Origin of the sequence: Thermosynechococcus sp. Uc (assembly GCF_029335995.1) — a bacterium.
Classification (GTDB): domain Bacteria; phylum Cyanobacteriota; class Cyanobacteriia; order Thermosynechococcales; family Thermosynechococcaceae; genus Thermosynechococcus.
This window is the reverse complement of the sequence record NZ_JARJMS020000084.1, coordinates 1-15,121: the sequence shown is the minus strand read 5'-3', so window position 1 is coordinate 15,121 and position 15,121 is coordinate 1. Positions and strand designations below refer to the sequence as shown.

At 51.2% G+C, this 15,121-nt stretch carries 12 protein-coding genes; 8 read left to right on the top strand and 4 right to left on the bottom strand.

Annotated elements, in window-relative coordinates; genetic code table 11:
* Positions 1-2,054, bottom strand: a 2,054-nt coding sequence (recG, locus tag P3X23_RS09270; protein ID WP_300875803.1) for an ATP-dependent DNA helicase RecG, incomplete at its 3' end; no start/stop codon positions are given.
* A 15-nt stretch (positions 2,055-2,069) separates the two neighbouring features.
* Entirely contained in the window at positions 2,070-2,924 is an 855-nt protein-coding gene (locus P3X23_RS09265) for a hypothetical protein (RefSeq protein WP_300875801.1), read from the bottom strand.
* A gap of 145 nt (positions 2,925-3,069) precedes the next feature.
* On the opposite strand from P3X23_RS09265, the gene P3X23_RS09260 reads away from it, so the two are divergent.
* From P3X23_RS09260 to P3X23_RS09240, 5 genes are all read left to right on the top strand, one after another.
* A complete protein-coding gene (locus P3X23_RS09260; RefSeq protein WP_300875798.1) occupies positions 3,070-3,885 on the top strand; it encodes an undecaprenyl-diphosphate phosphatase in 816 nt (271 codons plus the stop codon).
* 211 nt (positions 3,886-4,096) lie between these two features.
* Positions 4,097-4,882 (top strand): RNA polymerase sigma factor SigF, encoded by a 786-nt coding sequence (locus P3X23_RS09255; protein ID WP_300875795.1) that lies wholly within the window; start codon positions 4,097-4,099, stop codon positions 4,880-4,882.
* Positions 4,883-4,888: 6 nt separating this feature from the next.
* A complete protein-coding gene (gene ldpA / locus P3X23_RS09250) occupies positions 4,889-5,917 on the top strand; it encodes a circadian clock protein LdpA (RefSeq protein ID WP_300875792.1) in 1,029 nt (342 codons plus the stop codon).
* Positions 5,910-7,613 (top strand): R3H domain-containing nucleic acid-binding protein, encoded by a 1,704-nt coding sequence (locus P3X23_RS09245; RefSeq protein WP_300875789.1) that lies wholly within the window; start codon positions 5,910-5,912, stop codon positions 7,611-7,613. Before ldpA ends, P3X23_RS09245 begins: the two co-directional genes overlap by 8 nt.
* Before the next feature lie 178 nt (positions 7,614-7,791).
* Positions 7,792-8,391 carry a hypothetical protein gene (locus P3X23_RS09240; protein ID WP_300875786.1) on the top strand — a complete coding sequence of 200 codons (600 nt, stop codon included), beginning with the start codon at positions 7,792-7,794 and terminating at the stop codon, positions 8,389-8,391.
* Positions 8,392-8,406: 15 nt separating this feature from the next.
* On the opposite strand, the gene nth is transcribed toward P3X23_RS09240, so the two are convergent.
* Both nth and rseP read right to left on the bottom strand, forming a co-directional pair.
* The gene (gene nth, locus P3X23_RS09235) at positions 8,407-9,075 is read right to left on the bottom strand and encodes an endonuclease III (protein WP_300875784.1); all 669 of its coding nucleotides are present in this window, start codon (positions 9,073-9,075) and stop codon (positions 8,407-8,409) included.
* A 3-nt stretch (positions 9,076-9,078) separates the two neighbouring features.
* Positions 9,079-10,185 (bottom strand): RIP metalloprotease RseP, encoded by a 1,107-nt coding sequence (gene rseP, locus P3X23_RS09230; RefSeq protein ID WP_300875781.1) that lies wholly within the window; start codon positions 10,183-10,185, stop codon positions 9,079-9,081.
* 237 nt (positions 10,186-10,422) lie between these two features.
* Here rseP and accD point away from each other — a divergent pair, with 237 nt between their 5' ends.
* The 3 genes from accD to P3X23_RS09215 all read left to right on the top strand — a co-directional run.
* Positions 10,423-11,346, top strand: a complete 924-nt coding sequence (gene accD, locus P3X23_RS09225) for an acetyl-CoA carboxylase, carboxyltransferase subunit beta (RefSeq protein ID WP_300875778.1) — start codon at positions 10,423-10,425, stop codon at positions 11,344-11,346.
* A gap of 128 nt (positions 11,347-11,474) precedes the next feature.
* The gene (locus P3X23_RS09220) at positions 11,475-13,325 is read left to right on the top strand and encodes a serine/threonine phosphatase (RefSeq protein WP_300875775.1); all 1,851 of its coding nucleotides are present in this window, start codon (positions 11,475-11,477) and stop codon (positions 13,323-13,325) included.
* A gap of 151 nt (positions 13,326-13,476) precedes the next feature.
* Positions 13,477-15,121 (top strand): filamentous hemagglutinin N-terminal domain-containing protein (locus P3X23_RS09215; protein WP_300875773.1); only part of this gene is annotated, 1,645 nt, incomplete at its 3' end.

Below are 15,121 nucleotides of genomic sequence, written 5' to 3'. Positions count from 1 at the left end.
CGCCCCACCCGCCCCCGCAGTTGATGCAGCTGTGATAGGCCAAAGCGTTCAGCGTGTTCAATCAGCATCACTGTAGCATTGGGAACATCTACCCCCACCTCAACCACCGTTGTAGCCACCAGAATATCCAGTTCCCCCTTAGCAAAGGCTTGAATCGTCGCATCCTTTTCGTTAGCAGCCATGCGACCGTGGAGCAGCCCCACTCGAAAATTGGGAAAAATCTCCGTTTGCAACCGCTTGTGCTCGGCAATTGCCGATTTGAGATCTACTTTTTCTGATTCCTCCACTAGGGGCAATACAATGTAGGCTTGGTGCCCCTGAGCCACTTCACGGCGAATTAAATCATAGGCATAGGGGCGATCGCTCCGTGTTAGCACAGTAGTTTGAATGGGGCGGCGCCCTGGCGGCAATTCATCAATTTGACTGACATCGAGATCGCCATGGAGGGTCAACGCAAGGGTACGGGGAATTGGCGTTGCGGTCATGGTTAAGACATGGGGCAGAAGTCCTTTGGCTTGCAGCTTTGCCCTTTGGGTCACCCCAAAACGATGCTGCTCATCAATGATCACCAGACCCAGTCGTTGAAACGTCACTCCCTCTTGGATCAGGGCATGGGTACCCACTAGCACGGGCAATTCCCCCGTTGCCAATTGACTTAGAATTTGACGTCGCTTGGCTTGGCGAATCGAGCCTGTGAGCAGTTCCACTGGCACATGGAGGGGGGTGAGCCATTCCAGAAGCTTGCGATAGTGCTGCTCTGCGAGAACCTCTGTGGGTGCCATCAGTGCCCCCTGATAGCCGGACTGCACTGCCGCCAATAGGGCAATTACAGCCACCACGGTTTTCCCTGATCCCACATCCCCTTGGACAAGGCGATTCATTGGCGTCGGGCGCTCCAAATCTGCCAAAATTTCAGCAACGACTCGCTGCTGCGCTCCCGTAAGTTGAAACGGCAGCCACTGATAAAATTGCTCAAGCAGTTCTCCTTGGGGACGAAGGGGGGCACTGGCCTGTTGCTGCCGCTGCCACCGCCGTTGCAGTAATCCCAGTTGCAGATAGAAAAATTCATCAAAAATCAACCGTCGCCGTGCCTGACTGAGCTGGGCGCGATCGGGGGGAAAGTGAATGTGACACAAGGCCCGCTCTAGGGGAATGAGGTGATACTGTTGGCGCAGAGCTGGGGGCAGAGGATCCGCATACCCTTGTACCAAGGGCATGACGCAATTCACAGCTCGGCGAATTAGATCCGAGGAGACCCCCTCCGTAAGAGGATAGAGCGGCACAATACGGCCAACCGTGAGGGAGTCAATTGCTGCGTCCGCGCGATCCAAGACCTCCAACTGCGGCTCCTCAAGGGTGAGGCCGTACTTGGTCAGTTTCACAAGGCCAGAGGCGGCCACGATTGTCTGGGGCGCGTAGAGGCGTTTTTGCTGCTCTTGCCACGCCCGTTGCGCATAGCGAGCACCCGCAAAGAAGCGACTGAGGCGAATTTGCCCGCTGTAGTCCTGAAGGATAATTTCTAAGATGGTCAGTTTGGCGTTGCGGGGACTGGTAAAACAGTTGCAGCGGCGGACTTTGCCTACCACCGTCACCGTCTCCCCAGCTTGAAGTTGGCGAATCGGCACTTGGCGCGCATAGTCAATGTGATCGCGGGGGAAATAGTAAACCAGATCTGCAACCGTATAAAGTCCTAGTTTTTCCAGTTTTGCTGCTGTGCGATCGCCAATCCCCTTCACTGTCTTGAGAGCTTGATTGAGGGGACGGGGAGGTGGCGGTGGACTAGTCAGATGTTTGTGAACATCGTGGAGCAGTTGACGCGTTTGCACCACCAGATGCTGGCGTTGGCTGGGAGATAGATCGTTGTATTGGGCATAGGCTGCTGCTGTTTCCTGCCAGCGATCGCGCACCGACAGGGGCAAGTGTTGCAGCGGTGTTTGAGTCAAGGCTTGATGTAAATATTCATTAAAGCGATAGGTATTGCCCTGAAGGTTGCAAAAACCCCGCTCCGTTTCAATGGCAAGGGCGCGTTGTAGGCGTGGCCAGTCAAGAGACATAGTAGGCCTCCTTACTTAGTGCTCACCATCTATTGCCTCGGGGATACTTGTGGTTGTCTCTGGGGCTTCATTGGCTTTCCAAGTTTGCCACCATGCCCGACTGGCTTTAAGCACCAGATATTGCCGTTGTTTTTTATGGAGTTGCTTCTGGAGACTGGCCAAGCGAGCTTCTAGTTGGCGAATTTGACTGCGCTGGTTGGCAAGGGGCGGATGCTGAAACTCTAACTCTTCCAATTGGAGGTAAATAGCTGCCATAGGCTGTTGGCCAGGCCATTCCTGTTGAGACTCACCCGTGTTTCGCTCCTCTTCTCCTTCTCCCTGTGTCTTTTGCTCATCTAGCATCACGGTCAACAAATGGGGAATTCGCCCCAAGGGGCGATTTTCGGCCTTACTGGCAATCTCTAAAATGACAGCAATCGGAGCAGGGGGTAAGATAGCTGCTCGTTGGAGCAAATGATTAATCTTAAGTGAACTCTGATAGAGGACTTGGCTCAATTGCTCCCCTAGGGAGGGGGTTTCCTGTTCCTTGAGTGAGTTTGCCTCTGACGCTCCTTCCCCATTCATCGCCTCTTGCGTCAAGTCTTTTTGGCGACGGGGCTGTAACTGCAAAATAGCAGTTTCCAAAGCTGTGGCCAGTTCAACAATCTGACGTTGCAATTCCTGCCGCTCTGCACCTTCAAGATGCAAAAATTGCTCTGGAAAGACTTGGGTACAGACTTGATACGTAACCGTAATCAACTGCTGGCGGGCGATGGGTGCAAGCATCTCTAAATAAAGATCATAGAGCTGGCGCATCTCGGCCCATCCAGCTAATAGCATCCCCTGCAACCCTAAAATTTCCTGCTCAATGGCTTCTAAGCTGCTCGACATACACGCCCAGAACTGGCAAAACGGCAAAAAACAGTACTGCTGCGTTTAGAGGACTGTTTCTACAATCTATTACAAAATCTTGATGAGGACAGCGTACTCACCGACTCGTGGCAAGATGGTAAGGCTACAACGGTGAAACAAAAACATGGATATTGTTCTTTGGCTGCAAGCCGTCATCCTCGGCTTGGTGCAAGGCATTACCGAGTTTTTACCCATTAGCAGCACGGCTCACCTGATTCTCTTTAGTGACCTGTTGGGATGGAAGAGTATCTGGCATAAAACTGCCTTAGATGCGATGCAGTTTGGGAGTGTGATTGCGGTTTTTGGCTACTTTTGGCAAGACATTCGCCAAATTCTCCAAGGGGCTTGGCAGGCATGGCAACAGCGGGATTGGCAGCAAAAGGAATGGAAGCTATTGGTGGGGATCAGTGTGGGTACGATGCCCGCATTAGCGGCTGGATTCATGCTGAAATTGGCTAAAGTAGCGTTGGATCGCCCTCAGATCATTGCCACCATGGCGATCGCCATGGCGATTCTTTTGGGACTGGCGGAGAAATGGGGGTCGCGCAAGCGCACGTACCAAGACATTACGGTTCTCGATGGTTTCTTGGTGGGGTGTGGTCAGATGATTGCCCTTTTGCCGGGGGCTTCGCGATCGGGTTCCACCTTAACCACCGCCTTGTTTTTGGGTCTAGAGCGAGAAGCAGCCGCTCGCTTTTCCTTTCTTTTGGGCATTCCCACACTGACAATTGCCACCCTTGTCCAAGCCAAGGATGTGTTTGATGAGGGAACGCTATTGATTCCCTTAGTGATTGCCACCCTATCCAGCATGGTGTTTTCCTACTTGGCGATCGCTTGGTTGCTACAATTTCTGCAGCGCCATTCCACTTGGATATTTATTTGGTATCGAATTGGCCTAGGAGCTGCCCTGTGGGGCGCGATCGCCTTGGGTGGCCTCTGAACCTAAAAAACAAATTTAGCAAAATTTAACCAAGCCTGTGGTCGAGATCACAGGGAAATCAGTCGGTGTCTTGCCATACTGGATGTGAAATCCTAGGAATAGGCGAATCCATAGAAAAAGCCAATACGCGCTTACTTACTCATTCAATAGCAAAAGAAATATCCGATGTGTTTATCTTAAGAAGGCGGGGGAATTAAAAACTGTGTGTTCTATGTTCAACACGACAGCCAATAGTGAGCTAAAGAATTCCACCCTCTCGTTATTGCAGGTATACCGAGAGAACCCTGCACCGGAATTGCGGAATCGCCTTGTCGAGTTGAACATGGGACTGGTACGCAGGGAAGCCCACCGCTGGGCACAGTGCACCCAAGAAAGTTTTGACGACCTGATGCAAGTGGGTATCTTTGGCCTCATTCACGCCATTGAACGCTTTGACTCGAGTAAGGGGGTGGCTTTTAGTTCTTTTGCTATTCCCTACATCCGCGGTGAAATTCAACACTACCTGCGGGATAAAAGCCCCCAAATTCGTGTGCCCCGCCGTTGGCAAACATTGCAAAGCCAAGCAAAACGAGTGATTCAGGAGCTGGGCAAACAACTGCATCGCCCTCCCACGGATAGTGAAATTGCCCAAGCCCTCGATGTCCCCCTTGAGGAATGGCAAGCGGCCAAATTTGCCAGCTATCACACCACGCCGGTGAGCCTAGATGCCCCCACCTTTGAAGGCGAAGAAGAGACTGTTTCTTTGGGGGAGATTGTCCCCGATCAGCGGTACCAAAGTTTTCAACTCGCCCAAGAGGATCGCATTCGTTTGCAGCAGTGCCTGCAAAAATTGGAAGCTCGCACCTGTCAAATTCTGGAATTTGTCTTTTTGCATGATTTGAGTCAAAAAGAAACCGCTGAACTTTTAGGGCTAAGTGCGGTCACAGTCTCTCGACAGATTAAAAAAGGTCTGCAAGCCCTACAGCGAATGATGAGTCACGACGACGCTGAGTCCTGAATATCTATGGCTGATTTTGCTGCTCCCCTTGCGGCTTTAACGGCACATCGTTGGTTTAAACTAATTAACGGTGCTAGTTTCCAAGATGTTGCCCAAATCTATAATTTGACCTTGGCTTATACGCTGGCAGGTGCTGATTGTATTGATGTGGCCGCTGATCCAGCAGTGATTCACGTTGCCAATGACGCCTTGACCGTTGCCGAACGCCTAGGTGCAACTCGCCCCCTACTAATGGTGAGTATTAATGATGGGGCTGATCCCCATTTTCGTAAGGCAACATTTGATCCGCATCGCTGCCCGCCGGGGTGCGATCGCCCCTGTGAACGTATCTGCCCTGCGCAGGCAATTCAGTTTAATGCCTCGGTACAAGGGGTGCTGCGCAATCGCTGTTATGGCTGTGGCCGTTGTTTGCCCCTATGCCCCTTGGACTTGATTACCACCGATGAGCAACCCGCAGTATTTGAGGACATTACTCCCTCGATTGCTGATGGCACGATTCAAGCCCTTGAAATTCATACGCAACCCCAGCGCTATAGGGCTTTTGCCGAGCTTTGGCAGCGCGTGCATCCTTGGGTGCGGTACTTACAGGTGCTGGCGATTAGTTGTCCCCAAGGAGAGGGAGTCATTGACTATTTGCGCTGGATCAATAGCCAGATTCAACCGTTGGAGTGTGTCCTCATTTGGCAGGCGGATGGTCGTCCCATGAGCGGCGATATTGGCGATGGGGCAACGCGAGCCACAATCCAGTTTGGTCAAGCGATTTTAGGGGCAAATTTACCCGGATTTGTGCAGTTAGCAGGCGGCACAAATGGCCATACGGTTGCTAAACTCAGGGCAATGGGATTGTTAGCGCCACAGGGAATTGCTGGTGTTGCCTATGGTAGTTATGCCCGCAAACGCCTTGCCCCTTTCCACGCGATCGCCGACCAACCATGGCAAACTGTACCTGCCGTCCTTGCAGCGGCTGTTGCCGAAGCAGCGACCCTTGTTTCTCCTTTGAAATCTGTCCCGTCACCCTCTGTACCCTATGGTTGAATTGACTGCTGGACAACGCCAAGTTACTGACGATCTCGATCAACTATTGGCCATCCTACCGCCGCCCCTCGGGCAGTCCCTCACCCATCACCCGCAGCGGGAAGAATTGCTAGAAATTGTCCTAGATTTGGGGCGCCTACCAGAAGCGCGGTTTATCCACAGCACCCAATACCTTGCCGAGACCCCCGTCAGCCGTGAGATGTTGCAATATGCCGTGGATCGAGTGGGCGAGTTTGGCGGTGATAATCGAGCCGGCATTGAGCGTACCTTGCACCGGATTAGTGCCCTGCGCAACCGTCAAGGAACGATTATTGGCTTGACTTGCCGAGTGGGTCGGGCGGTCTTTGGCACAATTGGCATGATTCGTGATTTGGTCGAAAGTGGCCAGTCTATCTTGCTACTAGGGCGCCCTGGTGTCGGTAAAACAACGGCACTACGGGAAATTGCCCGCGTTCTTGCCGATGAGCTACACAAGCGGGTAGTGATTATTGACACCTCCAATGAAATTGCTGGCGATGGTGATATTCCCCATCCAGCCATTGGTAAGGCGCGACGGATGCAGGTGGCACGCCCAGAACTTCAGCATCAGGTGATGATTGAAGCAGTGGAAAACCACATGCCCCAAGTTATTATCATTGATGAAATTAGCACAGAGCTAGAAGCGCTAGCGGCTCGCACCATTGCTGAACGAGGCGTACAATTAATTGGCACGGCTCACGGCAATCAAATTGAGAACTTAATCAAAAACCCGACCCTTGCAGACTTGGTAGGGGGCATTCAATCGGTTACTCTTGGCGACGAGGAAGCGCGGCGGCGCGGCACCCAAAAAAGTGTTCTTGAACGTAAAGCCCCGCCCACCTTTCAAATAGCGGTGGAAATGCTGGAGCGCGATCGCTGGGTTGTCCATCTTGACGTGGCTACCAGTGTAGATCTCCTGCTGCGGGGTCGTCAGCCATCTCCTGAAATTCGCGGTGTTGCTGCCGATGGCTCGGTGGTGATTAGTCGTCCTGAACCTCCCCCCCAGCGATCGGAGGTTCAATCTCTGCCTCAGCGCCCCTCTTGGCGTGACAGTGGTCAGATGCTGCCTGTTGGAGATGCTCATAAAGAACCCCTACGGGCAAATTTTGCCCAATTACTAGAGGCAACTTTGGATGCACCTACAGTGGGTCCAAATGGTGAAGAACTGCCTTTGCATGTTTTCCCCTATGCCGTGAGCCGACACCATCTGGAACAGGCTATTCGCACCCTCAACCTACCCATTGTTGTCACTAAAGATATTGATCAAGCCGATGTCATTTTGACGCTGCGTTCCCACCTCAAAGGGGAAAGTAAGCTACGGCATCTTGCCCATATTCATCATTTACCCGTACATGCTATTAAAACCAACAGCATGGCACAAATTGTGCGGGGGTTACGGCATTTGCTTGGTATTGAAGACCCTAGCCCAGCAGAGTCAGCGGATCTCTCCCTCTTTAGTCCCACAGGGAGCGATGATGAATTGGAAGCACTTGAGGAGGCACGCCTAGCGGTTGAGGAAATTGTGATTCCCAAGGGGCAAGCGGTGGAGCTATTACCGCGATCAGCCAACATTCGGCGGATGCAACACGAGTTGATTGAGCATTACCAGTTAACCTCCTGTAGCTTTGGCGAAGAGCCGAATCGGCGGCTGCGGATTTATCCTAATCTCTCTCGTTGATCAAGGGGAGGAAGTCACCCACCAATCCCTGCAAAAAGATCGCCATTGGGTTAAGACGTTACCAATGATGTCTAGTTTCGACCCCGCGTGTGGTGGAGCGAGGGTGTCCTACCCCTTCAGTTATGATCTAAAGAAGATACTTTTTTTTGAGAAATCATCAATAAATCATCCATCAAGAATGACACAAGCATCCACTCCTGAAGATGTTTGGCGACTACTGGGGGAGCTGCTAGAGGCTCAAAAAGAAACTGAGCGACGATTTCAGGAAACCGAGCGCCGGTTTCAGGAAACTGAGCGGCGGTTTCAGGAGACTGAGCGGCTGCTGCGAGAAGAAGCGCGTCAGCTCAACCAGCAACTTGGCAAACTGGGCAATCGCCTTGGCGAATTTGTGGAATGGCAGGTACGCCCAGCAGTGTTGCGCTTATTTCAGAATCGGGGAATTGCCGTCTCTCAACTTTACAGCGATGTCATTCTCCAAGATGGGAACGAGAGCCTAGAAATTGACCTATTGGTTGTCAACAGCGATGAAGCCGTTCTCGTTGAGGTGAAAACCAAACTCAGCCAAGGGGATGTGGACGAACACGTAGAGCGGATTGGCAAATTTCGCCGTTTGGCTCATCAGTATCGCAGTACCCAACTTTTGGGAGCGGTAGCGGGGATGATTGTGCCGCCTGAGGTGGCTCGCTATGCCTATCGGCAGGGGTTATTTGTATTGGCGCAGTCGGGAGAGGGGGTGACCATTCTCAACGATGCCCAGTTTCAGCCCCGCACGTGGTAGATCACCTACAATCCCCTATGACTTGGGTATGAGCTTCTTGCCCGTGGCACACAAATCAATGAGTTCACAGGCTTCACACTGGGGTTGACGTGCTTGACAAACCGCGCGGCCATGGTAAATCAAGCGAATTGACCAGTTTTCCCAATCGGGTTGGGGGATCAGGCGCATTAAGTCTCGCTCAATTTTCACAGGATCTGTTTCTTGAGTCAGACCCAAGCGCCGACTCAGCCGCTTGACATGGGTATCCACAGTAACTCCCCCCAAAATGCCGTAGCCGTGGGCAAGAACCACATTGGCAGTTTTCCGAGCCACCCCCGGCAGCGACAGCAGATCCTCCATCACCTTGGGCACTTGTCCCCCATAGACTTCGACAATGCGGCGACAGGCTCCTTGAATATGGCGGGCTTTGTTGCGATAAAAGCCAGTGGATTTGATGTACTGTTCTAGCTCCGCTAAATCAGCCATGGCAAAGTCCTTGGCATCGCGATAACGAGCAAACAGCGCCGGTGTGACTTGATTCACCCGTTCATCGGTACACTGGGCAGAGAGAATGGTGGCCACCAGCAGTTGTAACGGATTGGCAAAGTTAAGGCTACAGGTGGCATCGGGATAGAGGCGTTTAAGACGGGTGAGAATTTCCAGTGCCCGTTGTTGCTTGGCACAGAGGCGACGAGTAATAGCCATAACTTAAAAAAGTTGTTGCACCCAGCCCAAGCCTGTGAGATTCACGGTATCACGAACAATCAGAAACATCCCTAATCCAAGGAGCAACACCAGCCCCGTTTGCATGACGCCCTCTTGGATGCGATTGGGTAAGGGCCGACCCCGCAGGGCTTCCACCAATAAAAAGAGCAGTTGACCGCCGTCAAGGGCTGGAAAGGGCAGGATGTTGATGATGGCAAGGTTAATGCTGATCAAAGCCGTAAACGTAAAGAGCTGTTCAGCATTGGAGCGGGCAATATCCGCGCCCATAGCCACGATCGCCACTGGTCCAGAGACCTGTTGAGCGGCTTGATCAAAGTGTTGGAAAATTTCCCGAAACCCATCTAAGGTGAGCACAATCACCCGCTGAAACTCCGCCGCTGCCGCTGTAATTAGTTTAATGGGGTTTAAGGTGTGTTCACGGTGAATATCGGCATGGGGGGCTAATTGAACGCCAATTCGGGCTTGGCCGTCCTCACTCACCTCTGGCGTAACCGTGATCTCCCGGATGTCACCTTGCCGTTCAATTGTCAGTGTCAGGGGTTGCTGCGGATGCTGCTGAATGGCTCGCATCAGGTTTGGCAAGCTATTGACATCAGCGCCTAGGGGCTGGCCATCCACAGCTAAAACTAAATCCCCCGGCTGGATGCCTGCTTTAGTGGCCACAAGACTACTTTCGGGGACAAGAGCTGGAATGAGCACCCCCTCATAGTACGTGGCCTGACTAATCCCCATGACACCGACTTGCACGAGTAATAGCAAATAGGCAAAAACTAAATTGGCAATCACCCCTGCACTAATAACAATGGCGCGGTCTAAGACTGGACGGTTGCTCAAGAGATTGGGATCGTTAGCGGGAACGTCACTATTGGGGTCATCGTCTGGAAAGCCTACATAGCCACCTAAGGGAATTAGGCGCAGGGCATACTCGGTGTCCTTGCCCTGAAACTTCCAAAGAATAGGACCAAAGCCAATGGAAAAGCGGTTGACATGAATGCCTTGGCTGCGGGCAGCGATGAAGTGCCCCCATTCATGAACAAAAATCAGAACTCCTAAGATAGCGATCGCCACCACAACTGCAACCATGGACATAGATTCAACCCAGTGCTACGCTGCAAACTGTCAACTTCTTTCCTATTGTGACACCGAACTTCCCCCTTGGGTCGGTGATCCACCCCCAGCCTTCTGCATACTTTCTCAAACTTGTGCGATATATTGCAAAAATGCAACAAAGTGGGATGATAAGTAATTATTCTTAGTGAACACTCCTGGGAGAGACCCATACAAACGCGCTATTTGAGAACTGAACGTCAAAGGGAATTTTCCACAATGTCTATATTTGATTGGTTTGCAAATCGCCGTAAAGAAACTGCCTTAACGCCCATGCAGCCAGAGCGAGAAATAGCCGATGGTCTCTGGACTAAGTGCGAAGCCTGTGGCGTGATGATCTACAGCAAGGATCTGCATAGCCATCAACTGGTGTGCCCGGAGTGTGGCCATCACCACCGCGTCAGCAGCAGTGAGCGCATCCAACAACTCATTGACCCGCACACGTGGCGTCCCTTAGACGAAAATCTGGTGAGCTGTGACCCCTTGCAATTCAAGGATCGCAAGCCCTATAGCGATCGCCTGCGGGAGTATCAAGAGAAAACCGGTCTTAAGGATGCCGTACAAACTGGTCTTGGCCAACTGGAGGGGCTACCGATTGCCCTAGGGGTAATGGACTTTGCCTTCATGGGTGGTAGTATGGGCAGCGTCGTCGGTGAAAAAATTACTCGCCTGATCGAACGCGCGACTTGGGAGCATATTCCCCTTGTGATTGTTTGCGCCTCTGGGGGTGCCCGCATGCAGGAAGGGATGCTCAGCTTGGTGCAAATGGCTAAAACTGCTGCTGCCCTTGAGCGTCATCGCAGTGCTGGCCTGCTCTATATCCCTGTTTTGACACACCCAACTGCTGGAGGTGTGACCGCTAGCTTTGCCATGTTGGGGGATATTATTATTGCCGAGCCAAAAGCAACGATCGCCTTTGCGGGACGGCGGGTTATTGAGCAAACGCTGCGGGAGAAACTTCCCGATGACTTCCAAACCGCTGAATTTGTTCAAAAATGTGGCTTTGTTGATGTGATTGTGCCGCGCACCCAACTGAAGTCAACCTTGGCACAGTTAATCCGTTTGCATCAACCCGTAACAGGTCAGGTGTCGGCAACACTGTTGCCAAAATCATTTCCTTTGATGGTGATGGCTGAGGAATAGGTATAAAAAACAGCAACAGGATATAGAAAAGGACTGTCCGAGGGCGATCGCTATACAATAGGGGATACCCCTCCCATACCGCAAGGTGTGGTCGTTGCTGTGCCGTCTTTGCTGACTCACCTGCTCTAATGCCTACTGCGCAAACTGATCAAAACCTCAAACTTTGGTGGGGTGTCCTCTATCCTGCCTATACTGATCACCCCATTTTAGCTGTCCCTAACCACAACTTTAAGGGAACAGTGTTTGAGCAGGACACCCATCCTCCCAACGCCGCTGCCTTTTTTGATCCACAGCACCGCTATCAACGCTGGGATCACCGTTACGCCTGTGATTTGCCCCAATTGGTACAGGATCTACAGCCTGAGGAACCAACACTGCTAGAAACCCTGCGGGAAACAGCTCAGGACTGGGCACAGGAGCTAAATATTCTCGACCCCAGTGTGGTTATTCCCCATCTGCAATCGCAATACCCCAGCCTTAGTGCGGTGGCGATCGCCTACCTTGCCTTGCACCTTGTCTATCCCGAAACTATTCCGGCCATCCACGATGCGTGGCTAGATACTGTTTCCACAAGCAACTTGCCGGCCAGCTATTGCCACGGCATTATTCTCGACTACAATCACACTGCTCGCCCTCTACAGGATGTTTGGCAAGACGACAACATTTCTGATGAGCAAATTTTCCAGTACCTAGAGGACATGATTGACCTCTGGAAAATCTTAGAACGGTGGCACTGCCATTATTCCTTGCTCACAGTAAAGAACTTAGCCGTCAACTCTGACGCTCAACTGCGGCTGCATCAACTGGACTTCACCTTGCCCTTAGTGGAAACCTTTGAACGACCCACGCCACCCCTGAGTCCCGTTAGTATTTGGCAGGAGTTATTTGGCCATGCCTCTAATCGCCGCCAAGCGGTTTTTATGCCCCTCTTGGTTTCCTTGAGTACAGCTCCTCTAGAGAAAATTTCAGAAATTCAAATGTTACTCGACTCCTTTGCCTCCACCCTGCGTAGTGAACCCCTGCCAGACTTTGAGGAGGAGCTAAGCGAAAGTACGGGTGATTTGATTGATGAACTGCCAGACATCACCCTTTCAGTGGAGGAAGATCACACTGCAATTGAGGATGCGCCAACTGCCCTTTTGCCGCGACAACTGGTTCAAGTAGATGTTGCCGCCCACACCGATAGTGGGCGCGATCGCCACCACAACGAGGATTTTTATCTCATCAATCATCGGCAGCAGGTGTGCATGACTCCCAACGGTCAACAACTAGAGGTTCAGGGGGTCTATGTCCTCTGTGACGGCATGGGGGGGCACGCCGAAGGAGAAGTTGCCAGTTCATTGGCCGCGAAAACCGTTCATGACTACTTCGAGCAGACTTGGCCATGGCAGGGAGAACTTCCTAGTGCTGAGGAGGTACGCAACGCGATTTACCGTGCTAACGAGGTCATTTTTGCTGCCAATGATCAAAAAGCAAAAACAGGGAGTGGCCGTATGGGCACAACGCTAGTGATGGCGTTAGTCCAAAACTACCATCTTCGCCTTGGTCATGTTGGAGACAGTCGCATTTACCGCTTTACTAAACGCCAAGGACTGCAACAACTGACTACAGATCACGAAGTGGGTCAACGTCTGATCCAGCAGGGGGTCGAACCAGAAATTGCCTATGGCCGCCCCGATGCCTACCAACTTACCCAAGCCCTCGGCCCTCGCAACAATGAGGCCATTGACCCGGAAGTGATTGACCTAGACATCGAAGAAGATACGCTGGTTTTACTTTGCTCCGATGGCCTCTCCGATAATCGCTGCCTCGAAACCCATATTATTAGCCACTTAGTCCCGATGCTTGACTTTAGCATCCCCCTCAGTCAGTCGCTCCATAAACTGATTGATATGGGAAATCAGGTTAACGGCCACGATAACCTGACAGCGATCGCTCTTCGCTTCAAGTTGCGCTCTATTTTAAGCACCCTATTTTAGGGAAGACCTAGAATAGACACTTCGTCAAGTGGCACATTTCCTTGGCCAGATATAAAAGAGTCCCTGAGGATAAAACGATCTTTAGCATCAAACTCTTTTCACAAAAAGTCGTATGGCCTCCTCATTTTTAACAAGTGTGTTTTCCCATAGTGTGATCAGCCTTATTGGCCTTACCTCTTTTCTCGCTGCCCCCGCACTGGCCCAAATCACCGCTGCTCCCAATACCACTGGCACAACCGTAGAAACCATCAACAATCAGTTCAACATTAGCGGTGGACAACTTTCAGGGGATGGTCGAAACCTCTTTCACCTCTTCCGTGACTTCAATATCCAGCAGGGACAAACCGCCAACTTTCTTTCTACGCCACAAATCCATAACATTCTAGCTGGCGTCAATAGTGGTCGTGCCAGCTATATCAATGGTTTGCTCCAAGTCACAGGGGGCAACAGCAACCTCTATCTCCTCAATCCTGCAGGTATTGTCTTTGGCTCGAATGCCTACTTAAGTCTGCCAGCAGCCTTCCATGCCTCAACAGCGCAGCGAGTTCACTTTGGTAGTGGTGTCTTTGATCTCAATCGCCCAAACTCTTACACCCAGCTCAATAGCTCTCCCCTCGGCTTTGAATTTGCCAATAAAGGGATTTTGATCAATGAAGGCAACCTGAGGGTTAATGCCGGTCAATCCCTGACACTGATGGCACATCAGGTCATTAACACGGGTACCCTTGGGGCAGCGGGGGGTACGGTAAATGTTGTCGCAGTGCCTGAATCAGGTCTGGTGAGGGTTTCCCAAGCGGGAATGCTGCTCAGTCTTGAAATTCCTCAAGAGCGATTACCCGCCGCAGGTATCCTTCAACCAACTGATCTACCCACGTTACTTACAGGAGGCAATGGCTATCCCGCCGTCAATAGTGTGATTCAAAATGCAGATGGCACCATTCGCTTAGTTCACGATAGCACCAAGATTCCCCTCACCACGAATACAGCGGTCATTGGCGGTGCCATTGATGTGAGTAATGCCACAGGCTCAGGGGGGAAAATCACCGTTGCTGGTCAAGGCAGTAATATTGCCCTCATCAATACCCGACTCACTGCTGCGGGTAACACAGGGGGTGGCACTATTCTGCTTGGTGGTGATTACCTGGGGGGAACAATAGGAACAAATCGCTTAGATCGTAGTTTCAATGCAGAAAATCTTTTCCTTAATGGTGGGACTTTCCTCAATGCTGATGCCCTCAATCAGGGGAATGGCGGGACGATTATCAACTGGGCAAACAACAGCACTCGTTTTTACGGTCAAATAAGTGCACGTGGGGGTGCCCTTAGCGGTAACGGTGGCTTTGTCGAAGTTTCTGGCAAACAATATCTTGATTTTCAAGGAAGAGTCGATACCACTGCCCTCAACGGCACCGTAGGAACACTTCTGCTTGATCCAACAGATATTTACATTGTCGATAGCACTGGTGATTTTAATATCACCTCGACTTCACCTTTTGAAGCAACATCAAACCTCTATCCAATTTCTGAGCTGACTATAGGAACATTGTTATCAGCACTAAGTTATAGCAATGTTATTGTAACAACAGAAAGTACTGCTAATGGCACTGGAAATATCTATGTAGAAACCCCAATTTCCAGCAGCTCCACAAACTCACTTACCCTGCAGGCCAATAATAATATTATCATTGGCTATCCTATCTCTCTGCAAGGAAGCTTGATACTACAAGCACAGGGTCTGATTCAAAATCAACAATCTTTCAATAATGCAATTAATATCAGTGCTGCAAATATTATCA

Excerpts from the sequence above, each read along its gene's own strand:
- P3X23_RS09265 (WP_300875801.1), bottom strand. The coding sequence starts at position 2,924 with ATGTCGAGCAGCTTAGAAGCCATTGAGCAGGAAATTTTAGGGTTGCAG.
- P3X23_RS09260 (WP_300875798.1), top strand. The coding sequence starts at position 3,070 with ATGGATATTGTTCTTTGGCTGCAAGCCGTCATCCTCGGCTTGGTGCAA.
- P3X23_RS09255 (WP_300875795.1), top strand. The coding sequence starts at position 4,097 with ATGTTCAACACGACAGCCAATAGTGAGCTAAAGAATTCCACCCTCTCG.
- ldpA (WP_300875792.1), top strand. The coding sequence starts at position 4,889 with ATGGCTGATTTTGCTGCTCCCCTTGCGGCTTTAACGGCACATCGTTGG.
- P3X23_RS09245 (WP_300875789.1), top strand. The coding sequence starts at position 5,910 with ATGGTTGAATTGACTGCTGGACAACGCCAAGTTACTGACGATCTCGAT.
- P3X23_RS09240 (WP_300875786.1), top strand. The coding sequence starts at position 7,792 with ATGACACAAGCATCCACTCCTGAAGATGTTTGGCGACTACTGGGGGAG.
- nth (WP_300875784.1), bottom strand. The coding sequence starts at position 9,075 with ATGGCTATTACTCGTCGCCTCTGTGCCAAGCAACAACGGGCACTGGAA.
- rseP (WP_300875781.1), bottom strand. The coding sequence starts at position 10,185 with ATGTCCATGGTTGCAGTTGTGGTGGCGATCGCTATCTTAGGAGTTCTG.
- accD (WP_300875778.1), top strand. The coding sequence starts at position 10,423 with ATGTCTATATTTGATTGGTTTGCAAATCGCCGTAAAGAAACTGCCTTA.
- P3X23_RS09220 (WP_300875775.1), top strand. The coding sequence starts at position 11,475 with ATGCCTACTGCGCAAACTGATCAAAACCTCAAACTTTGGTGGGGTGTC.